Annotated in this window: 18 protein-coding genes and 1 tRNA gene; 8 read left to right on the top strand and 11 right to left on the bottom strand. The window is 70.4% G+C overall.

The features are described 5' to 3' along the window. From ACZ4VA_RS21710 to ACZ4VA_RS21735, 6 genes are all read left to right on the top strand, one after another. Window positions 1-1,578, top strand: a complete 1,578-nt coding sequence (locus ACZ4VA_RS21710; protein WP_355784850.1) for an NADH-quinone oxidoreductase subunit M — start codon at window positions 1-3, stop codon at window positions 1,576-1,578. Beyond that, window positions 1,575-3,074 carry an NADH-quinone oxidoreductase subunit N gene (locus tag ACZ4VA_RS21715; RefSeq protein ID WP_356242332.1) on the top strand — a complete coding sequence of 500 codons (1,500 nt, stop codon included), beginning with the start codon at window positions 1,575-1,577 and terminating at the stop codon, window positions 3,072-3,074. Before ACZ4VA_RS21710 ends, ACZ4VA_RS21715 begins: the two co-directional genes overlap by 4 nt. A gap of 309 nt (window positions 3,075-3,383) precedes the next feature. After that, the gene (gene htpX / locus ACZ4VA_RS21720) at window positions 3,384-4,247 is read left to right on the top strand and encodes a zinc metalloprotease HtpX (protein WP_355793258.1); all 864 of its coding nucleotides are present in this window, start codon (window positions 3,384-3,386) and stop codon (window positions 4,245-4,247) included. Further along, entirely contained in the window at window positions 4,244-4,636 is a 393-nt protein-coding gene (locus ACZ4VA_RS21725) for a YccF domain-containing protein (protein WP_355793260.1), read from the top strand. Before htpX ends, ACZ4VA_RS21725 begins: the two co-directional genes overlap by 4 nt. 8 nt (window positions 4,637-4,644) lie before the next feature. Then, the gene (locus ACZ4VA_RS21730; protein WP_468082386.1) at window positions 4,645-5,793 is read left to right on the top strand and encodes a barstar family protein; all 1,149 of its coding nucleotides are present in this window, start codon (window positions 4,645-4,647) and stop codon (window positions 5,791-5,793) included. 180 nt (window positions 5,794-5,973) lie between these two features. Next, on the top strand, window positions 5,974-6,534 hold the full coding sequence (locus ACZ4VA_RS21735; RefSeq protein ID WP_468082387.1) for an SMI1/KNR4 family protein: 561 nt from the start codon (window positions 5,974-5,976) through the stop codon (window positions 6,532-6,534). A gap of 246 nt (window positions 6,535-6,780) precedes the next feature. On the opposite strand, the gene ACZ4VA_RS21740 is transcribed toward ACZ4VA_RS21735, so the two are convergent. After that, complete coding sequence (locus ACZ4VA_RS21740) at window positions 6,781-8,046, bottom strand: APC family permease (RefSeq protein WP_468082388.1); 1,266 nt, start codon at window positions 8,044-8,046, stop codon at window positions 6,781-6,783. Between the two features lie 164 nt (window positions 8,047-8,210). Here ACZ4VA_RS21740 and ACZ4VA_RS21745 point away from each other — a divergent pair, with 164 nt between their 5' ends. After that, a complete protein-coding gene (locus ACZ4VA_RS21745; protein WP_355789826.1) occupies window positions 8,211-8,477 on the top strand; it encodes a GlsB/YeaQ/YmgE family stress response membrane protein in 267 nt (88 codons plus the stop codon). Between the two features lie 96 nt (window positions 8,478-8,573). Here the strand turns inward: ACZ4VA_RS21745 and ACZ4VA_RS21750 are convergent, their stop codons facing one another. Beyond that, the gene (locus ACZ4VA_RS21750; RefSeq protein WP_355789823.1) at window positions 8,574-9,062 is read right to left on the bottom strand and encodes a YajQ family cyclic di-GMP-binding protein; all 489 of its coding nucleotides are present in this window, start codon (window positions 9,060-9,062) and stop codon (window positions 8,574-8,576) included. 201 nt (window positions 9,063-9,263) lie between these two features. Between ACZ4VA_RS21750 and ACZ4VA_RS21755 the strand changes: the two genes are divergently transcribed. Then, window positions 9,264-9,345 (top strand) — tRNA-Tyr (locus tag ACZ4VA_RS21755). 134 nt (window positions 9,346-9,479) lie between these two features. On the opposite strand, the gene ACZ4VA_RS21760 is transcribed toward ACZ4VA_RS21755, so the two are convergent. The 9 genes from ACZ4VA_RS21760 to ACZ4VA_RS21800 form a co-directional block, all read right to left on the bottom strand. Then, window positions 9,480-10,892, bottom strand: a complete 1,413-nt coding sequence (locus ACZ4VA_RS21760; protein WP_468082389.1) for a tyrosine-type recombinase/integrase — start codon at window positions 10,890-10,892, stop codon at window positions 9,480-9,482. A gap of 59 nt (window positions 10,893-10,951) precedes the next feature. Continuing rightward, window positions 10,952-11,140, bottom strand: coding sequence for a helix-turn-helix transcriptional regulator (locus tag ACZ4VA_RS21765; RefSeq protein ID WP_468082390.1), 189 nt, complete (start codon window positions 11,138-11,140; stop codon window positions 10,952-10,954). A 157-nt stretch (window positions 11,141-11,297) separates the two neighbouring features. After that, entirely contained in the window at window positions 11,298-12,545 is a 1,248-nt protein-coding gene (locus ACZ4VA_RS21770) for a DUF3631 domain-containing protein (protein ID WP_468082391.1), read from the bottom strand. A 424-nt stretch (window positions 12,546-12,969) separates the two neighbouring features. Next, window positions 12,970-13,887: a bifunctional DNA primase/polymerase gene (locus ACZ4VA_RS21775; RefSeq protein WP_468082392.1), complete on the bottom strand. Its 918-nt coding sequence runs from the start codon at window positions 13,885-13,887 to the stop codon at window positions 12,970-12,972. Then, complete coding sequence (locus ACZ4VA_RS21780; RefSeq protein WP_468082393.1) at window positions 13,884-14,612, bottom strand: DNA methylase; 729 nt, start codon at window positions 14,610-14,612, stop codon at window positions 13,884-13,886. Before ACZ4VA_RS21780 ends, ACZ4VA_RS21775 begins: the two co-directional genes overlap by 4 nt. A 90-nt stretch (window positions 14,613-14,702) precedes the next feature. After that, window positions 14,703-15,011: a hypothetical protein gene (locus ACZ4VA_RS21785; RefSeq protein ID WP_468082394.1), complete on the bottom strand. Its 309-nt coding sequence runs from the start codon at window positions 15,009-15,011 to the stop codon at window positions 14,703-14,705. Between the two features lie 234 nt (window positions 15,012-15,245). Next, entirely contained in the window at window positions 15,246-17,342 is a 2,097-nt protein-coding gene (locus tag ACZ4VA_RS21790; protein ID WP_468082395.1) for a hypothetical protein, read from the bottom strand. Between the two features lies 1 nt (window position 17,343). Continuing rightward, complete coding sequence (locus ACZ4VA_RS21795) at window positions 17,344-18,918, bottom strand: hypothetical protein (RefSeq protein WP_468082396.1); 1,575 nt, start codon at window positions 18,916-18,918, stop codon at window positions 17,344-17,346. 75 nt (window positions 18,919-18,993) lie between these two features. Then, on the bottom strand, window positions 18,994-20,028 hold the full coding sequence (locus tag ACZ4VA_RS21800) for a phosphoadenosine phosphosulfate reductase domain-containing protein (protein WP_468082397.1): 1,035 nt from the start codon (window positions 20,026-20,028) through the stop codon (window positions 18,994-18,996). Between the last annotated feature and the right edge of the window lie 44 nt (window positions 20,029-20,072).

Raw genomic sequence — 20,072 nt, forward strand, 5'->3', positions numbered from 1 at the left:
GTGATCGATATCAGCGAATCCGTGATGCAGATCCTTCTCGCATTGATCGTCGTCGGCCCGCTCATCGGCGCGGCCGCGGCTCTCCTGCCGGCCCCGCCCGGGCTGAAGGGGAAGTCGCCCGAGCAGGCGGTGCTGCGGCACGGCGTGCTCGTCACCGGTGTGGTGCTCATCGCCGCGATCGTCCTCGCGCTCGGCTTCGACCACGACCATCCGTCAAAGATGCAGGCCACGACGGACATCAGCTGGATCCCCGCACTCGACGTGCGCATCCACCTCGGCATCGACGGCATCTCCCTCCCCCTTCTGGTCCTGACCGCGCTGCTGACCTTCCTCTGCGCGCTCTACAGCTACTTCAAGATGCCCGCGGGCCCCACCCCGAAGGCGTTCGTCGCACTCGTCCTCGTCCTCGAGTCCGGCACCCTCGCCACCTTCGCCGTCCTCGACCTGCTGCTGTTCTTCCTCGCCTTCGAGATGGTGCTCATCCCGATGTACTTCCTCATCGCCCGCTGGGGCGGTGCCGGGCGGCAGGCCGCCGCCTGGAAGTTCATCCTCTACACACTGCTCGGTTCCGTCGTCATGCTGCTGGGCCTGCTCCTGATCGGGATCAAGGCGGGCACATTCGACATGGTGGCACTCGCCACTGACAACGGCCGCGAACTCACCACATCCGTGCAGGTCATCGCGGTTCTGGCGATCGGGATCGGACTGGCTGTCAAGACGCCGATGTGGCCTCTGCACAGCTGGCTGCCCGACGCGCACACCGCCGCGCCCACCGTCGGCTCGGTCCTGCTGGCCGGCGTCCTGCTGAAGATGGGCACGTACGGATTCGTCCGGATCCTGCTCCCCGTCGCACCCGAGGGCATGAGCACCTTCGCGCCCTACCTCGCGGCGCTCGCGGTGGTCGGGATCATCTACGGATCGCTGGCCTGCCTCGCCCTCGCCAAGCAGGGCGCGAAGGGCGACCTCAAACGCCTCATCGCGTACTCCTCCGTCGGCCACATGGGCTTCGTCCTGCTCGGCATCGCGACGATGACCCCGACCGGCGTGAACGGCGCGCTGTTCGCCAACATCGCCCACGGCCTCATCACCGGCCTGCTCTTCTTCCTGGTCGGCGCCCTCAAGGACCGTACGGGCACGACCGACCTCGACACCCTCGCCCAGGAGACCGGCGCCGCCCTCTACGGCAAGGCACCCCGGCTCGGCGGTCTGCTCGCCTTCGGCGCCGTCGCCTCGCTCGGACTGCCCGGCCTCGCCGGGTTCTGGGGCGAGATGCTGGCGCTGTTCGGCGCCTTCGACCCAGCCGACGACCTCAGCCGCCCCGCGTTCCTGACCTTCATGTCGATCGCCGCCTTCGGCACCCTGCTCACCGCCGCGTACATGCTCGTCGTGGTGCGCCGCGTCTGCATGGGCGCGGTTCCGCAGCAGGACGCCCCGCGGCTCGCCGACGTCCAGGCCTACGAGTTCGCGGCCTGGACCCCGCTCGTCGCCCTCACCGTCATCGCCGGACTCTGGCCGAAGGCCCTGCTCGGCCTGACCGACCCGGCCGTGCAGCAGCTCCTCGCAGGAGGCACCCGATGAGCTCCCTGGTCCAGTCCGTCGACTGGCTCGCGATCGCGCCGCCCACCCTCGCGGCGGCCGTCGGACTCGCCGTGCTCGTCGCCGACCTCTTCGTCGGCGACGCGAGGAAGGCGCTGCTCGGCTGGATCTCGGTCGCCGGACTCGCCGCGTCCGCACTGTTGCTGCTGCCCCTCCTGGACGGGGACCGCGCCACGTTCTGCCTGACCGGCGACGCCGACGTGTGCAGCTACACCGCGGACCGGTTCACCCTCGTCATCCAGTTCCTGGTCCTCGGTGGCGCCCTCCTGGTGGCGCTGCTCTCGGTGACCGCCCTCAAGGACGCCGACAAGGAGCTCCCCGAGGGCGAGTACTGGTTCCTGCTGCTGTCCTCCGCCGCCGGCGCAGCCCTGCTCCCCGCCTCCCGCGACCTCGCGACCCTCATCGTCGCCCTTGAGGTCGCCTCCCTGCCCGCCTTCGCCCTGGTCGGCATCAGGCGCGGCGACCGCAGGTCCTCCGAAGCGGCCCTCAAGTTCTTCCTCTCGTCGGTCACCGCGACCGCCGTCAGCCTCATGGGCGTCAGCTTCGTGTACGCCACGACCGGCACCCTGTACCTGACGGAGATCGCCGACAAGATCCAGCACGTGGACGGGCAGTTCGACACCCTCGCCCAGACGGGCGTCGTCCTCACGCTCATCGGGTTCGCCTTCAAGACGGCCGCGGTGCCCTTCCACTTCTGGGTGCCCGACACCTACGTGGGCGCCCCCCTGCCGATCGCCGCCTACCTGTCGGTCGTCGGCAAGGCGGTCGGCTTCTCCGGCCTGATCCTCGTCACCGTCGTCGCGTTCCCCTCGTACGCGGACGTCTGGGGCCCCGCGCTGGCGGTGCTCGCCGCGCTGACGATGACCATCGGCAACGTCGGCGCCCTGCGCCAGCGCACCACGCGCGCGTACAGCGCGGTCCGGCTGCTCGCCTGGTCCTCCGTCGGCCAGGCCGGCTACCTGCTGGTGCCGATCGCCTCCGCCGCCTACTCCGACGACGCCGAGAAGGCCGTCGGCTCCACCCTCGCGTACGCCCTCATGTACGCCGCCGTGAACCTCGGCGCCTTCGCCGTGGCGGCCCTCGTCGGCCGTACGAGCCCGCTGAACCGCGTCAGCGACTACCGCGGTCTGTACGCCAAGAGCCCCCTCTCGGCCCTGATTCTCGGCTTCTTCCTGCTCTGCCTCGCGGGGCTGCCGCCGGGCATCATCGGCCTCTTCGCCAAGGTGACCGTCTTCTCGGCGGTCGTCGACGCCGGACTCGGCTGGCTGGCCGTGGTGATGGCCGTCAACGTCGTGATCGCGCTCTTCTACTACCTCCAGTGGACGACGCTGCTCTTCCGGGCCCCCGAAGGCGAGACGGCCAGGCACCCGGTCCCGGCCCCGCTGACCGCGGTCATCGCCCTGACGGCCGTCCTCGGTATCGCCCTCTCCGGAGCACCCCAGTTGGTCCTGCGCTTCTCCGACACCGGCCTCTTCTGACCGGACCGCCCACCGCGGCCCACACCCGGGCGGGCCCGACCAGGACCCCGGCCCGGCACCCGCACGCGTGGCGCGCGGACGGGCCCCGCGCCCGCGCGCACGCGTGCCCCACGACGCCCTCAAAACGCCCGCACGCGCGCGTGGGACACCCGCCCCGTCACCCGGTCGGCCCACGCCCGCCGGCGCGGGCACAAGGGAACTAGTGCCTCCCGCCTGGCGTTGACCTGTACGGGAGGGTCCACTGAGGAGTGGACGCATGCAGCATCCGCAAGCAAGGGTTCCCCTGCCGCACCACTTGGAGGGCGTACCGTGCACCGCCGGCACAACGGGCTCAGGACCGCCGTACTCCTCGGGGGACTGTCCGCACTCATCATCGTCATCGGCAGCTTCTTCGGGCGCACCGGTCTGATCGTCGCCCTCGTGATCGCCGTCGGCACGAACGCGTACGCGTACTGGAACAGCGACAAGCTGGCGCTCCGCGCGATGCGCGCCCGCCCGGTGAGCGAATTCGAGGCCCCGGCGCTGTACCGCATGGTCCGCGAGCTCTCGACCCAGGCCCGCCAGCCCATGCCGCGGCTGTACATCTCACCCACCGAGGCGCCCAACGCGTTCGCGACGGGCCGCAACCCCCGCAACGCCGCCGTGTGCTGCACCGACGGCATCCTGCGCCTGCTCGACGAGCGCGAGTTGCGAGGCGTCATCGGCCACGAACTCAGCCACGTCTACAACCGGGACATCCTGATCTCCTCGGTCGCCGGCGCCCTCGCGTCGGTGATCATGTTCCTGGTCAACTTCGCCTGGCTGATCCCGATCGGCCGCTCGAACGACGACGACGGACCCGGCATCCTGGGCCTGCTGCTGGTCATGATCCTCGGCCCGCTCGCCGCGTCCCTCATCCAGCTTGCCATCAGCCGCTCCAGGGAGTACGAGGCGGACGCCTCCGGCTCCCAGCTCACCGGGGACCCCCTGGCCCTCGCGAGCGCCCTGCGCAAGCTCGACGCCGGCACCAAGCAGCTGCCGCTGCCCCCGGAGCCGCGCATCGAGACCGCCAGCCACATGATGATCGCCAACCCGTTCCGCCCGGGCCAGGGACTCTCCAAGATGTTCTCCACGCATCCGCCCATGGCGGAGCGCATCGCCCGGCTTGAGAAGATGGCAGGTCGCCAACAGTGAAGACAATCCTGAACGTCATCTGGCTCGTCCTGAGCGGCTTCTGGCTGTTCCTCGGATACCTGCTCGCGGGCGTACTGCTGTGCGTCACGATCATCGGTATCCCGTTCGGCATCGCCGCCTTCCGCATCGGCGTCTACGCCCTGTGGCCCTTCGGCTACACGACGGTGGAGCGCCGCGACGCGGGCGCGCCCTCGTGCGTGGGCAACGTCCTGTGGCTGGTCCTCGCGGGCTGGTGGCTCGCCCTGGCCCACATCGTGACGGGCATCGCCCTGTGCGTCACGATCATCGGCATCCCCTTCGGCATCGCCAACTTCAAGCTCCTCCCGGTGTCACTGCTCCCGCTGGGCCGCGAGATCGTGCGCTCGGACCAGCCGTTCGCGACGCGCTAGCCGCCGGGGTGCGCCCGCCGAAGTACGCCCTGGTGGCGTACGACCAGGACGCCGAATACGAGGCGGAGAACCGCGAGACCTGGGCTCTGTGCGCGGAGGCCGAGGACCTCTGCGCCGACCCGCCCGCTCCCACGCGCGCGAGGTACACGCTGCTGGACTGCGGTCCCGAGGGCCGACTGCGCACCGCGCTGACCCGGTCCCGCGCCGAGGGCTCGGCGCCCGTGGGCGTCCTGGTCCTGACGATCCTCGACGGACGGGGCGAACCGGTCGAGGAGTGGGCCCTGGAGGACGTACGGGTCCTCGGCGACCGCCCGTGCGCACGCGACCTCGCCCTCCGCGACGTCGTGGTGGAGGCGTCCGAGTCCGCAGACAACCCCTTCGACTATCCGCAGTGCCCGCCGCTCTCCCCGGGCTACCGGATCCACGGCGAGACCGGCGAGAGCCACGGCACCTGCAAGGACCTGGCGCGCACGCGCGAAGAGGAGCCCGCGACGGAGTCATCCCTGCGGCTGCTCGGCTGCACCCCGCGCGGTGCCCTGCGCGAGGCCATGGACGCGGGCGAGGAGGACCTGGGCCACGCCGCGGTACTGCGCCTCGACGCGCACGGCCGCACCGTCCAGGAGGCCGTGGAGGGCGAGATCACCGCCTGGATCCCGTCCGCGCGCGGTCCCGGCCTCGTCGACCTCGCCCTCGAACCCTGGTCCGAGCGGCCCCCGTCCGCCGCCCCCGAGGTCTGGGACCTCTGGTGGGACGGGCGCCCGACCGAGCCCGGTCTCTGGGCGCGGCTGAGCCCGGAAGGCCGGAGTGCCTGGCTGGGGACGGCTCTGGCGAACCATCCGCACGGAGGGCCGGACCGGCCGGCGGGCACCACCTTCCACCTCGACGGCCGTCACGTCACCGACCTGCCCGCCTTCTTCTGCGCGCTCGGCGAAGCCGTGAACGGCCCGGGCGGCTACTTCGGCTGGGGTCTCGACGCCGTCACCGACTGCCTCCGCGGCCGCTGGGGCGCCCGACAGCCGCTGACACTGGTCTGGCACGACGCCGACGTCGCCCGCACCTGCCTCGGCCCCACACCGCACGTGAGCCGGCGTCCATGGACGTTCGAGGAACTGGTCGCCTTCCTCACCGAGGAGGGCGTGGACCTCCGCCTCGCGTGACGACGCCTCAGGAGTCCCCACGCGGACTGCCCGAAACCCACCTGAACCAAGGGGCCGAGGATGCGGGCACCCTTGGTCCACGGCCGTGCGGGCGCAGTTGTCCACAGCACCGAACCCGCCCGTCGCGGAGGTTATCCACAGGCCCGCACGGTTGTCGGTGCCGCGCTGCATCATGAGCCCATGACCGAAATCGAGCAGTTGCTGGCAAGGGTCGCCCGACAGGCCCGCGACACCCGCCCGTGGGGCTGGCCGTCGCTTCCGGAGCCGGTGGACTCCTCCGTGATCGCCCGCGCGGAGTCCGCCCTGGGCTTCCCGCTGCCGGCACTGCTCGCCGCGCTCTACCTGCGGATAGGAGACGGCGGGTTCGGCCCGGAGTACGGCCTGTTGCCCCTGCTCGACAGCGCGCCGTCCGGTGAACCGGCGGCCGTCCCGCAGTACGCCGCCAACCGCGCCGAGGGCCTCAAGGACCCCGACTGGCCCTGGCCGGAGGGAGTCCTGCCGATATCCCACTGGGGCTGCGGGATGTACGCGTGCGTGGACTGCCGGGACCCGGACGGCACGGTCCTGTTCTTCGAACCGAACGCCGACCGCGCCGACGACGCCTGGTACGTGGACGCCGCGAGCCTCAAGGACTGGCTGCACGCCTGGCTGGACGGCACCGGCTGGTACGAGGAGTCCAACGACGGCGCGGACCTGCCCCCTTGGCCCGACTTCCGCAGCCGCTCGGCCCCGACCAGGTAGCCCGACGACGCGACTCACGCCCACGGCGGGGCGACGTACCGCGAAGGCGCACTGCCTCACTTCCACCCGCGAGGCTGCCCACCGGGGGACAGCTTTCGCCTCACCCCGTCCGCGCGAGGTCGGCGTACCGCGAGTCAGCTCCCGGCTGACTCCTCGCCATCCGCGGGGCGGTCCTACGGCTGGGCAGCCCCCACCAACTCCCTGCCGTTCGAGAGGCGACGTACCGCGAAGCCGTCCTCCACTCGCCTACCGCGAGGCCGCCCACCGCCGTACGACGTACGCGGCCGCTCCCGCCGCCAGCACGGCCGCGCCCACGACGACCGAGACACCCGGCAGCGCGAACGCCAGCGTCGCGCACCCGACGAGCCCGACCAGCGGGACGACCCGCTGGACGGGAGCCGAACCGAGCGTCCACGCCGAGGCGTTGGCGACGGCGTAGTACGCCAGCACCCCGAAGGAGGAGAAACCGATGGCACCCCGCACGTCGACCGTCGCCGCCAGGATCGCGACCACCGCTCCCACGGCCAGTTCCGCCCGGTGGGGCACCTGGAAGCGCGGGTGAACGACGGCCAGGACGCCCGACAGATGCCGGTCACGCGCCATGGCCAGCGTCGTCCGCGAGACCCCGAGGATGAGGGCGAGGAGCGATCCGAGCGCGGCCACGGCCGCACCCACGCGCACCACGGGTACGAGCCCCGGAACCCCCGCCGCCCGCACGGCGTCGGCCAGCGGCGCCGAAGCCGCGCCCAGCCCTTCCGCACCCAGCACGGACAGGACCGAGACCGCCACGGCCACGTACACGACCAGCGCGATACCCAGGGCCAGCGGGATGGCACGGGGAATGGTGCGCGCCGGATCCCGGACCTCCTCCCCGAGGGTCGCGATCCGCGCGTACCCGGCGAACGCGAAGAACAGCAGACCGGCCGCCTGAAGCACCCCGCCCAGGCCACCGGACAACCCGATGTCCAGTCGGCCGGCGTCCGAGGCGTCGGAGCCGAGGCACACGACCACCACGGAAGCGAGGACGGCGAGGACCACCGCCACGATCACCCGGGTCAGCCAGGCCGACTTCTGGATCCCGCCGTAGTTCACCGCGGTCAGGGCCACCACGGCACCGACCGCCACCGCGTGCGCCTGATCCGGCCAGACGTACGCGCCCACGGTGAGCGCCATCGCCGCACAGGAGGCCGTCTTCCCGACGACGAACGACCAGCCCGCGAGATAGCCCCAGAACTCCCCGAGCCGCTCGCGTCCGTACACGTAAGTGCCGCCCGAGGCGGGATACAGGGCGGCCAACCGCGCCGACGACATCGCGTTGCAGTAGGCGACCACGGCGGCGACGGCGAGCCCGATCAGCAGCCCTGAGCCGGCGGCCCCGGCGGCGGGCCCCAGTGCGGCGAAGATCCCGGCGCCGACCATCGACCCCAGTCCGATGACGACAGCGTCCCCGACGCCGAGCGTCCGCCGCAGGCCGGCACCGGCGTCCTGACCGGCGGCCCTTTGTCGTGTCATGCGCAGCACCCTACTGATCAGCGCAACCGGCCGACGGCGGGCAGGCGTCCTCCTGGGCAACGGGGCACCAACACGGGTGCGACCAGCGGCTCGAACGCATGGACACTGCCCGGCCGGAGCATGATCACAGTCCGGGCACGACGCGGAGAGGCAGGGTTCAGGGCATGGGCATCATCGGCTGGATCGTTCTGGGGCTGTTGGCCGGAGCCATCGCCAAGTTCCTGCTGCCGGGGCGCGACCCGGGCGGCTTCGTCGGGACGACCGTCATCGGCGTCGCGGGCGCCTTCATCGGCGGCTGGATCTCCGCCCGCTGGCTGGACCACCCGATCACCAAGGAGTTCTACGACGGGGCCACCTGGGCCGCCGCCATCGGTGGCTCCCTCGTCCTGCTGGTGCTCTACCGCATCTTCTTCGGGGACTCGCGCCGCTGAACTCATGACGGAGACCCGGGCAGACAGAAAGCCCGAGCAGGCCGAAAGGGTGGGCACCCAGGGCGCCCACCCTTCCTCGTACCCGCACCGGATCCGCTAGCGGTAGTTCACGAACTGCAGCGCGAAGTCGAAGTCCTTGCCCTTGAGCAGCGCCTGGACGGCCTGCAGGTCGTCCCGGCTCTTGGAGCTGACGCGCAGCTCGTCACCCTGCACCTGCGCCTTCACGCCCTTGGGGCCCTCGTCACGAATGATCTTCGCGACCTTCTTCGCGTTCTCCTGGGAGATGCCCTCCTCGATGGACGCGAAGATCTTGTACTCCTTGCCGGAGAGCTGCGGCTCACCGGCGTCCAGCGACTTGAGCGAGATGCCGCGCTTGATCAGCTTGGTCTCGAACACATCGAGGATGGCCTTGACCCGCTCCTCGGAGTTCGCCTCCATGAGGATCTTCTCGCCGGACCAGGAGATCGAAGCGCCCACGTTCTTGAAGTCGTAGCGCTGCGAGATCTCCTTGGCGGCCTGGTTGAGGGCGTTGTCGACCTCCTGCCGCTCGACCTTCGAGACGATGTCGAAACTGGAGTCGGCCATGTCCTGTGGCTCCTTGTATCGGGGTGCGTGGGGGCGGCCGCAGAGCCGGCATGGGCCCCGCGCCGCATCCGCATAAGCCTAGCCACCCGCCCCCCGCCGAGTACTGATCAATCGGGTGGCGAAGCACCCCCGGGCATCGGGTATCGTTTACGTCGTTGCCACGGAGCACCGCCGCAAAGCGGTCCTCACGGCAGCAACCCCGGCGGTGTGCCCGAGCGGCCAAAGGGAGCAGACTGTAAATCTGCCGGCTCAGCCTTCCCAGGTTCGAATCCTGGCGCCGCCACATGAAGGTAGACCCCCTCCGAACTGCGGAAACGTAGACCGGAGGGGGTTTTTTCTTGTTCGAACGTCGCGATTCGAACGGTGACCGAAAAGCGACGGTTGTCTCACTAGATCTCGGGTGTGGCCCGGCTCTGATCAGCGTGTGTCCCCCAGGCGTCCCCCGGGGGATTCACCATTTCCGTCCCATTCCCGCAGGCCAGCCTCGATCTGGCGGTTCGCTCGGTCCTGCGCCTGAGCCAGAACCTTCGCGTAGACCCGGAGGAGCACCGCGACCGAGTGCCCGGCCCTGCGAGCCACCTCCATCGGATCGACCCTGGAGAAGAGCCAGAAGGACACGCCGGCGCACCTAAGGTCGTACGGGCGACGTGCAAGCGGAGATGCCGCCTCGACAGGAGAGAGGGCCGCGCTTCGCGCCTCTGCCCATACTTCGCCATATCCAGTGTCCTGAATCACGCCGCCTCGGTTCGTGCGAAAGAGCCGTCCGTCCGGCGCCGCTCCGTACCGGGTGAGATGCCACCGGAGCATGGCCACGAAGTGGGGCGGGATGGGCACGACCCGGGAGTCTCTGGCAGCGCGCGCCTTCAGATGACGTTGCTCGTAGGCCCGATCGTCGTCCGTCCAGCCGTGGCCAGCGTGGACGATGCCGCCGCGTAGCGTGAGCCGACCCCAGCCGCGCTTGGGGAGGTGACACTGCGACACAGTCAGCCCCACGGCTTCGGCGGGCCGCATGGCGGCGTAATAGAGGCACCCGAAGAAGGCTTCGAGGTGGGCGCCTCGATCGCCTTGAGCGCGTACCTCTGCGAGCAGTTCCCGAACCTGTCGGGGGTTGGCGACGCTCGCGGGGTCGACTTCCTCGGTCGACTTCGGAGGCGACCACTTCACCGTCGTTAACGGGTTCACCGGGATGCTGAAGTATCGACGTTCCACGGCGAGGCCAAGGACGTCGCTGAGACATGCGCGCTTGCGGTTCGCCGTGCGGCCGGCCGCACGGGAGCCGTTGAGCAGCGTCGACAGGGCATCGAGAGCCAGGCGCAGCGTCTCGGGGTCTTCGAGCGCGGAGACGGGCAGCGAGTTCTTCTCGATCCAGCGGAGCGCGTCCACAACTTCGGCAGGGTGCTCCTGATCCCAGCGGCTCTTGTTGTACGCCCACGCGTACAGGGCGGTGCGGAGTACACGGGCAGACGGTCGACCGACGGACGTCTTCACGAGCGCCGGGGTGATCGTGGCGAGAGCATCCGCGTCGTTGCGACGGGACTTAGCGGGTAGGCGATCCCACCTGCGCTCGACGTACGTCCGGGTGTGTTCGTACCAGCTCACGGAGCCGTTCAGCGCCCGAAGTTCGGAAGCGGGCAGGCCCGTTTCCACATCGAACTGCTCGCCCTTGCGGAGAGCGGTCATCAGCTCCGAACGCCGTCCATCCGCTTGGGCTTTGACGGTGTAGCTCTTTGAGTGCTTCTGCGGGCCGACCAGCCACCGGACGCGGTAGGGCTTCGGGCGGTCGCGGCGGGCCTCGATGCTGTAGACGCGGACGTCGTAAGTGAGGGGCATTGGTCTCCAGGCAGCGGAAGGGCCCGCCCCCTTGGGGAGCGGGCCCAGCGGATGGTGTGTCAGGCAGCGTTCTCGGTGCAGCTCTCCCACCATGCATCCAGGTCGGCGCGGCTAATCCGGACCTGGCCATTGGGGAGCTTGCGAAGGCGGGGGGCCTTGCCGCGGGCGCGCATGCGATAAAAGGCCGCGCGGCTCATGCCGAGCTCGGTCAGGACTTCGGGGAGTTTGAGCATCTGGGGGCGAGCCATCGTTGCGTCTCCTCGGTTTCTGCCTTCTGGGGGATCCGCAACATCCGCCACGCCGCAACATTGCTGGTCAGCGGCTTGAATCTGTGGCGGATGCCGTTTCTGTTGCGGATAGGTCCCGCCACGTGGCGGCGCGGCGGGACCGTGGGGGGCGGGCCGGTCAACCAGCGATGCGGAGCTGTCGTGTGTCGGTTCCCGCGGACATGTGGCGGGTGTCGGAAGGGTCTTCCGCCACAGATTCACCCTCGTTGACCTGCGGTGTTGCGGATGTTGCGGATGTTGCGGATTCCTGGGGGTCGGGGCGGCAGTAGCGGTTCCACGCGTCGGTGAGGTCTTCGGCGTAGTAGCCCTTGGGGGTGGTGCTGCCGACCCGGATTCCCTTGGGCTTGATCGGGGTGTTGTCGGGGCGCACGTACTGGCTCAGGAATTTGGACAGCCGGCGGGCGGTGAGCGGCTTGATGGCCTGTCCGTCCTCGCTCATATCGGCCCACGGGGCGTCATCGAGGGAGAGGAGGACTTCGAGGATGGCCGCGGTGGGCATCTTGTCCACACCGCAGAACACCTTGTCGCGCAGGTCAGTCAACAGCCGCACACCGAGGGACGCTTCGTCGTTGCTGCTCGCGGACTTGATGAGTTCGATGCACGCTGCGCGGGCTCGGGCCGGCCAGTGGCCGCCGGCCGCGTCCGCGACCGCGAGCAGCGGTTCCCACACGTCCGCCGGCCGGTCTGTGACGCCCTCGGGCATCTCGGGCCACGCCTCAGACACCTGGTCGCGCACCGTGGCGGTCCAGTCTGCGAGTCGGTCGCGCAGGACATGACCTTGCTTCTCGTGGACGCGGCGCCGGTAGGGCTCGCACTTCTCGTTGGGTGCCTTCTTCCGCATGCGGATGATGACGGAGCGGGTCAGGATCGTGTCCGGCAGCGTGCCGAGTCCGGCCATGGCGACCGCGCAGAACGAGGGGAAGAAGCCTGCTTTCTGGTCGGATCCGTCCCCGACACAGCGCAGGGACTTAGCGCCGCGCCGGTAACCGGAGTTGAGGAACCCGCGGACTTCCTCGTTCCCGCCCGCCTTGGGCCCGAACACGGTGTCGATCTCGTCAAACAGAAGTGTGGGTGTGCCTTCATCTGCGGAGACGAGCCGGAACAGGGCATTCGCAGAGGCGTTCACCGTGGTCGCAGCACGCGGGGTAAGCGTCTCGATGATCTCCAGCGCACGCGACTTCCCGGAACCCGGTTCGGGGCTGAGGAAGGCGATGCGGGCGGTGCCGTCGAGTGCGTCCATCAGGTGCGCGTGGGCGTCCCACAGGGCGACGGCGACGTAGGCGTGTTCGGTGGGGAAGACGTTGAAGCGGCGGTGGAAGGCTTCCACCTCGTCCAGCAGCGCGGCCCCGTCGATGGTCTCGTTCATGCGGCGGCCCTCCTTTCGGGCAGGGGCACGGGAGCTCCCGTGCAGGTGGACTTGTGGGCCGCGTAGTCGGCGGCGAGCGCAGCGACGTTCTGGGCCCCGGTAGCGGTGGCGGACTGTCCGCAGGCGCACGCGTAGGCGCCGTTGGGGGTATCGCCGGGCTGCTTCCACCAGCGGGCTCCGTCGTAGTGGTGGCGGTAGACGGGTGGGGCGTAGATGCGGGTTCCGGGCTGTTCCGGGGTGGGGTCTGGGGTGCTGTGGCGGGCCTGGTTGCTGCGGAACTTCTCAGAGTGACGGGCAGAAGGGACGCCCTGACGGGCGGCGACCCTCGGTTCGCCCACTTCCGCCCTGGGACCGGCCGGTCGGGCGGCGCACGGGCCAGAGTTGGGTTGGGGTTGGCCTTCCAGGTGGGGGGAGTTGGGGGCGGTCATGCGGCCTCCCGCGGGCGGGCGGTGCGGATGGAGCCGTCCAGGGCGCTGCGGATCGTTGTGCGGCACTCGGCAGCGGCGAGACCGGCCGACTCCCCCGCCACCTGGAAGGCCTCCTCGACCACGTGCCGCGGAAGATCGCCCCACGCGACGAACCGCCCCACCTTGAAGGCGCTGCGGTTGAGCACCGTGTTCCGCGTGCCTTCCGGGGCCCCGGCTACCGCGGCGCACTCGGCTTCCAGGGCCGCCTGTGCCGCGAGACTGCCCGCCACGACGGGCAGCCTCAGCGGCGCCGCCACAGCCGATGGGGTGTCCGTGAGGGCCTCGCGCAGCCATTCGGGCAGTGGGACGGGTTCGCGGTCGTCCAGGACCGTGTACGTGCCGTCTGCCGTGGTGCTGCCGGGGGCGACGACGTATCCGCCCCACCCCCGGGTGTCGATCTTCTTTGCGAGCCGTCCGGCGGTGGAGTGCAGTCGGACGCTGGGGGGTTGGGTGAAGTACAGGTGCTCTCCACCGCGGGCGGTCCGCACCCGGTAGGTGTTGGGTGCGGGCTGCCCGGCGCGCTCGCAGAGCGCTGCAAAAGAAGTCGCTCCGTCAGGCGTTCCTTTCACGTCTGTGGGCTTGAGTGTGTCCAGGTCGATGACCAGCAGCCCGGAGGGGCCGGTGGCAATCCCGACGTTGTACGGCGCCTGCGCCCACGCGGCGGCGAGCAGCTCCACGTCGGTGGTGGCGCGCTGCTCGGGTGTCTTGTGCCCGTCCGCGCACCGGCCGGTGGTGGGGCAGTGCTGCTCCGCGTGGCCGGCCGGGCGCTTGTCCTTCGGTCGTAGCGGGATGACGTGCCAGCCGCGCTGCGCGGCCTGCGTCGCCCAGGCGAGCAGGGCGAGCCGCGTGAGGTCCGTGCTGGGGGTGGCGTTCACGCTGCCACCCCCAGCGCGGCCCGTGTCAGAAAGGCGCGGCCGATGAACTCGGTGTAGGCGGGCGGGATGGCTTCGGTCAGTTCCTCGCGGACGTCCGTCCACGTGATCCCCATCGCTGCTTGCAGCTCCGGGATGGACGGCTTGCCCCCGCCGTTGCCGTACGCGGCAACGTAGGGACCGTCGAAGTACTCGCCGTGGCGCCAGCCGCGGACCCGCCCGCGGTGCGGGACGTGCGCCGGCTGCTCGATGCGCCAGCCGCCCAACTCGAAGTTGCGGTGCCGGATGACCCCGAGCCCGAACATCTCCCCGCACAGGGAGAGGTCTTTGCGGATCTCTGCGCGCCCGTTGGGCTGCTCGATCGAGTACGGCAGTCCCGTCTGTTCGAGCAGCTCGCGCGTGGGGGCGACCAGGTCGACGTGCGTCCCGCCCCACCCCTGGGAGCGATTGGTGCCCACGGTCAGCGTGCACTTGTCCTGGCACGGCGGGGAGGCGTGCACGAACGCGTAGCGACGGATCTCACCCGAGTTGATGAGGTGGGCGAGGTATTCGAGCGCGTCGCCCCGGTGGTACGAGAACGGGTAGTTCGGGCGGTCGGCCGTGTCACAGCCGTCCACCTCGAACCCCGCGTCTTCGAGTCCCTTCCCCGCGCCGCCGGCACACGAGTACAGGTCCAGCGCTAGCGGCCGTAAGGCGCTCTCTCGCCAAATGGCTGTCGGTTGCGTCATGCTGGGTTGTCTCCAGTTCCGTAGATGGATGCGGGTTGGCAAGGGCGGCCCCGTGACTTTGGCGAGACGCGGGGGCCGTCCTTGGCGTAGCTAGGTGTTCTTGCCGCGGGCGAGCTTGAGTGTGAGTCCGCCGGCTCCGATGGGTCCGGCGGCGCCCGCGATGACGGTCGCGGTGTGTGCGGCCACGTCCATCAGCCAGCACAGGGCGGCGACCACGCCCCATGCGCCGAGGGCGGCGGCGCCGGCGATCGCGAACGGGATCAGCACGCGCTGCCAGGGGAAGGCGGGCGGGGTGTCGTTGACGACGAACACGACCGGCTGGCCGGTGGCCTGGGCGCGGTTCCAGGTGTCGGCGGGGATGTGCGGGGCTATCTGGCCGGGCGGGGTGTGCTGGCGCATTTCATGCTCCCTCAGGGTGCACCGCGGGCCCGCGCCATCAGGTGGCGCGGGCCCGTGCGATGGGTGAGTTGCTTGTCGTCTGGCTTGTCGTCTCACTTGTCGTGCGGCTTGTCGTCTTGCTTGTCTTGTCGCTTGTCTTGTCGCTTGTCGCCTCCCAGCTCACAATCCGTTTCCGGGCCTCACGGGGCCCGTGAGGCGACATGCGGCGGGTGGAGGGTGACAGGCGACAAGCGATCAGCTCTTGTCCGTGTGGGAGCGGTGGACGTAGCGGGCTTTGGTGCCCTCACCGACGCGCACGGCGGTGCCGTCCTGCACCCACGTTTTCAGCCAGCCCACGACCGTCTGACGCGTCGTGCCGAACGCGTCCGCGAGCGCGCGGGCGATCGCGGACGCTCCCGTCCCGTCGGGCCCGGCGGCGATCAGCGCCGCGAGCGCGGCCTGTTGTGCGGGGCTGTCCTCCTCGCCTCGCAGCGCGGAGAGGTTCAGCCCGGCGGGCCGGGCCGGTCCTTCACCCTGCTCTGTGGTGGGAGGTTCGGGTGCGGTGCCGAACTGCGCGTCGATCTCCTCCCGGAACCGCCGCGCGAGCGCATCCTCCGGGGACTCCTGCTCGCTCAGCGCGGACAGGCGCAGCGGCCCCGCCGTGACGCGCGGGGCGTCGTTGGCGTTGTCAGACGCGCCGTGCTCGCGCATCCATGCGGTGCGGTCGGCGTCCCAGCGCCGCGCGTAGGCGGGCCCGGCTGCCCTGACCGACACGTCATCGAGCGTGGGGTGTCGGTCGGAGGTTGCGGCGGTGATCTCCCGGATCTGGTTCGGGAGGATCCGCCACGCCTTGAACAGCGCGGCCGGCGACTCCGGGGTGCCCATGAACCCCGCCCCCTTGTGCGGGGCCTGGTCGACGCGCAGGCCGCGGCTGCCGGGGAACATCTTGCTCAGGTCCATGCCCTCGGTCTCACCGCCCGTAAGGGCAACGCGCACCTTGGCCTCGCGACGGATCATCAGGTTGTTCAGCACAGCGCCGGTGGCTCCGAGGGCGGTGATGACGGTACGCACGCCCATGGCGCGGGCGATCCGGATCACTTCAAGGATCTTGTCCCCGAGCTTGCGGATCTGCCGGTCAGTGCTGGCCAGGATCTCCGCACCCTCGTCAATGACGAGCATGATCTGAGGAATCTTCAAGCCGACCGGCAGCAGATCGGTGTTGGCCTTGGCCAGCAGGTCCTGGTAGCCCATCTTGCGCTGCTTGGCCACGCGAACGGCGGCGTCGAGCATGGCCAGGGCTTCCTCGTAGGTCCCGGCGAGCCAGTCGACACCGGGCCGGACAGGCTTGCCGCCCTCCCGGGTGATCTCCCCGTTGAGTGCGGGCAGCACCCACGGGAGGCCGGCTGATCCGGCGTTCAGGTCGATCACCCACGTGAGCATGTCCTCAGCGCGGGCGAACCCGGCGAGGATCAGGTGGATCAGGTTCGTCTTTCCCGATCCGGTCGGGCCGACGATCAGGGCGCACTGCTCGCGCAGATAGGCCAGGACCTCTTCCGCGTTCGTCCGGTATCCCCACGGGATGCCGGTGTGCACGGAGAGCGGGCCGTAGTCCGCCGGGTAGGTGCGCTCCTGTTCCAGCACGTTGATGGTGGTGACGTCGATGATGACGCGGCCCTGGTGGATGCCGGGCCCGGCGGTGGCGGTGCAGCCGTGCGGCAGCCGGGCGTCCGCGGACAGGCGCGGGGACTCGGCTGCGATCTTGTTCCAGGTGGCGCCGCCGGGCGGGAGTTCGGCGTCGATGGAGAATCCGGCGCCGGTCTCCCACATCTCGACGCCGACGACGCGCACGGTGATCGAGCAGACGCGCTGGATGCGGTCGACCCATTCCGCGGCGATCGCCCGCCGCTCCGCGGACAACTCCGCCGCGATGGCGCGCTGTTCAGCGGCATTCGCTTCGTCCTCCCGCGCCTCTTCGTAGAGGGCGGTGGATCGTGCGGCGGCGCCGATGCCGACGCCGATGGTGGCGAGGGAGCCCAGCGCGGTCCAGGTGAGGGGTCCGTGGGTCATGGCCCATGTGGTCCAGCCTGCGCCGATCAGCCAGGATGCGGCTTTGGTGGCGAGGGTGCGGCCGGCGTTGCGGACGCGGATGCCGGCGACGGTGTGGCCGAGCGCGCCGGCGGCGCCGACGGCGAGGGCCCAACCCGGGGGCATGGATGTGGCGGCGCCGGTGGTGGCGAGGGCGAAGGCTCCGGTGGTGGCGGACAGAGCGCCGGTCACGGGTCCGTGACCGGCGCTCCAGTCCAGCACCGGGCCACTCGCGCTGTTCTGTTTGGCGGTGGCGGTGCTGCTCATGTCAGACGTTCCAGCCCTTCTCGGCCTCGGTGCCGTTGCGGGGGTCCTCGTGCCGGGCGATGTCCTGCTCGTGTGCCTGGCGGAACAGCGGCCCCATGTCTTCTGCGACCGCAACCGCGCTCATCAGGGCGCCGAAGATGTCGTTGAACCCGTCGGCCACTTCCTTCTCCAGTGGGAACTCCGAGTCGGAGCGCTCCGCGAGGATCTTCATGACGTTGGCGACCGCGGTGAGCGCGGCGGGCAGTCCCTCGACCATGGCGAGGATCTCCATGGCGTTCTCGGGGTCGTAGGAGTTGGCGGCCTGCTCCATCTCGGCAGCGGCCTCTTCGAATCGGAATCCGGACACGTGCTCTCCTTCACTCACAGGGGTATTCGTGCTGGTGGGAACCGTGGCCGCGGGCCGCTCAACGCCGTCCGCGATACCGTCCGTGCCGTCCTTCACGGCCTCCGCGTCCGCGGCCGCCTCCTGCTCGCGCTGCTTCTCGCGAGCGGTCTCGTCCCGGGTCGCACGCTGCTCACCGGCGGCCTGCACCATCCGCCGGTACAGGCGGCGCCCGGGGTGGATCAGGGCGGGGATGCCGAGCTTGCGGCCGATCCACGTGGGCAGGCAGCCCAGCAGGCCGACGGGCAGGGCGAGCAGCGCGGCGAGCAGACGCTTGCCGTGGAAGCGGGCCGCGGACCGGCGCAGCGCGCTGCGGGCCGCCTTCCGCGCGGGGGCCTTGCGGACCTGCGCCCGCTGCTTCGCCAGCGTGTTCCCGGTCTTGGCGTCGCGCTTGTTGCGCTGCTTGGCGATCGCCGCATCCCGCACGGCCCGTGCCTTACGGCCCGCGCCGCCCAGCAGGCCGCCGGCCAGGCCAGATCGCTTGCCCGCCTGGGTCCTGCTGGCCGCGGCCTTGGCGTTGCGGCGAGCATCAGCAACCGCGCGGCGCGCGTTGGTGGTCTGTGCACGCTGCCCGCCGCGCGAGCCTGCCGCGTCCTTTTGTGCGGCTCGCAGCGCCTTGACCTGCCCCACCCGACCGCCGGCGCCCTTACCCGCGCCGTGCTTGGACAGGCTATTGCCGGTCTTGCTGTGGGTCTTGCCGCTGGCCCCTGTACTGCCGTGGCGAGCCGCGGCAGTACGGGGGTGCTGTCCGGGCACCTTGCCCGACCCGCTGCTACCGGAGCGGCCGCCACGTGATCCGCCGGAACGGCTCCCCGAGGCGGCGCGGGTGCCACCGCCCGAGCGGCGGAGTCCCGAGGGCCGGCCCGCGGTGCGGCCGGCGGTGCGGGCCGCGGCCCGGCGAGCCTCGCGGCGCGGGTTCGGCTTGCGGGAACGGGTGGCAGCGACCGTGCCGAGCACGACCATGCCGGTCGCCGCCACGGCTGCCGCGATCGGCCCGCCTGCCAGGGAAGCGGCGGCGAGTGCGCCGACCGTGCCGTTCGCACCCGACAGGGCGAGGGGAACGACGGGCCAGCCGCCGGGCGTGTGGTCCACCTCGGTCGTGTCCTTGGCCGTGGTGGGTGGGGCGTCGGGCGGCGGGGGTGGTGTGGTTGGGGGAGCCGGTGCTACTACCGGCTCGGTGCTGAGGTCCGTCATGCTGTGAGCACTCCTTCAGGGGAGTAGGGCCCGGCCAGGGCCGTGAGAAGTGCTGGCCGGGTCTGCCAACAGGGCTTATGCGGCGCGCTGTTCATCGGGGCGGGTGAAGGTGTCGAACTGGCTGGGGGTGATCAGGCCGGTGTCTCGCCATTCGGCGAGGAGATCGGCTTGTCCCTCGATGCCGTCGCACTTGGCACACAGACGGCCGGACGTGCGGCGGCTGGTGCGTTTGCCGGGCGGGCGTTGACCCCATACGCAGGCGGTCAGGCCCGCTGCTTGGGCCTCCGTTTGGAGTTCGCGCAGGGGCTTGGTGGCGTGAGGGTAGAAGAATTCGATCTCGTCCAGTTCGCCGGGCTTGGCGAACGCCCCGCAGAGGCACTCACCCGACATGTGCAGGTGAACGGTCACCTCGTTCAGCGGCAAGGCGTCTGGCGTGCACAGCTGGTGTTCGGCGTGCTGGTGCGGGAGGTTGCAGCGGTACCGGGCCCGGTATTCGCGCATGTGGGCATCGGTCCAGTGCACGATGGGGCACACCCACAGCAGGGAGCCCTCCCGGTCGACCTCTTCCGCGTTGCGGAAGCGTCGGTCCGTCTCGGCCCAGCGCATGCCGCTCAGGTAGACGACGTTGCGGGTCCGGCCGTGGCGGCCGATGATCTGCCCGCGTAAGCGCTGGAGAGGCTCGTCTTTCAGGCGCCGGTACATGACGGAGTGGCCGGCCGGGCCGGGGAAGCCCTTCCATACCTGTCGGCCGATGTTCTTGCCGCGGGTGGAGAGCACGTTGCCCAGCACGAGATCCCGATAGCTGTTCTTCGGGCGCAGTTCGTGCAGGGGCAGGCCCCAGGCGGTGACCACGTCCCGAACGTGCTGGGTGGTTTCTGGGATGCCGGTGCCGGTGTTGACGTGGGCGATCGCGTCCACCCGCTGGCGGAAGAGGTGGTTGACGATCACGGAGTCGTTGCCGCCAGAGAACAAGCCGATCGTCGCGGTGACGGGGAAGGCGGCCAGGACGCGATCGAGGATCGCGTACGAGCGAGCCATCGCCTCATCCAAGGTCAACGCCTCAGGCTCAGCATCGGCCTTAGGCGGCCTCTTCTCGATCCGGTCGGCCATCCCGGGGAACATGTCCCCGACCGGCCGGCGCTTGCTACGAGAGG

The sequence above is a fragment of the Streptomyces sp. NPDC028308 genome, assembly GCF_055565855.1.

Bases quoted from the DNA above. Each gene is read 5' to 3' on its own strand.
- ACZ4VA_RS21750 (WP_355789823.1), bottom strand. From the start codon at position 9,062: ATGGCCGACTCCAGTTTCGACATCGTCTCGAAGGTCGAGCGGCAGGAG.
- ACZ4VA_RS21760 (WP_468082389.1), bottom strand. From the start codon at position 10,892: ATGCCCCTCACTTACGACGTCCGCGTCTACAGCATCGAGGCCCGCCGC.
- ACZ4VA_RS21785 (WP_468082394.1), bottom strand. From the start codon at position 15,011: ATGCGCCAGCACACCCCGCCCGGCCAGATAGCCCCGCACATCCCCGCC.
- ACZ4VA_RS21715 (WP_356242332.1), top strand. From the start codon at position 1,575: ATGAGCTCCCTGGTCCAGTCCGTCGACTGGCTCGCGATCGCGCCGCCC.
- ACZ4VA_RS21790 (WP_468082395.1), bottom strand. From the start codon at position 17,342: ATGAGCAGCACCGCCACCGCCAAACAGAACAGCGCGAGTGGCCCGGTG.
- ACZ4VA_RS21795 (WP_468082396.1), bottom strand. From the start codon at position 18,918: ATGACGGACCTCAGCACCGAGCCGGTAGTAGCACCGGCTCCCCCAACC.
- ACZ4VA_RS21765 (WP_468082390.1), bottom strand. From the start codon at position 11,140: ATGGCTCGCCCCCAGATGCTCAAACTCCCCGAAGTCCTGACCGAGCTC.
- ACZ4VA_RS21740 (WP_468082388.1), bottom strand. From the start codon at position 8,046: ATGACACGACAAAGGGCCGCCGGTCAGGACGCCGGTGCCGGCCTGCGG.
- ACZ4VA_RS21770 (WP_468082391.1), bottom strand. From the start codon at position 12,545: ATGAACGAGACCATCGACGGGGCCGCGCTGCTGGACGAGGTGGAAGCC.
- ACZ4VA_RS21800 (WP_468082397.1), bottom strand. From the start codon at position 20,028: ATGGCCGACCGGATCGAGAAGAGGCCGCCTAAGGCCGATGCTGAGCCT.
- ACZ4VA_RS21780 (WP_468082393.1), bottom strand. From the start codon at position 14,612: ATGACGCAACCGACAGCCATTTGGCGAGAGAGCGCCTTACGGCCGCTA.
- ACZ4VA_RS21745 (WP_355789826.1), top strand. From the start codon at position 8,211: ATGGGCATCATCGGCTGGATCGTTCTGGGGCTGTTGGCCGGAGCCATC.
- ACZ4VA_RS21735 (WP_468082387.1), top strand. From the start codon at position 5,974: ATGACCGAAATCGAGCAGTTGCTGGCAAGGGTCGCCCGACAGGCCCGC.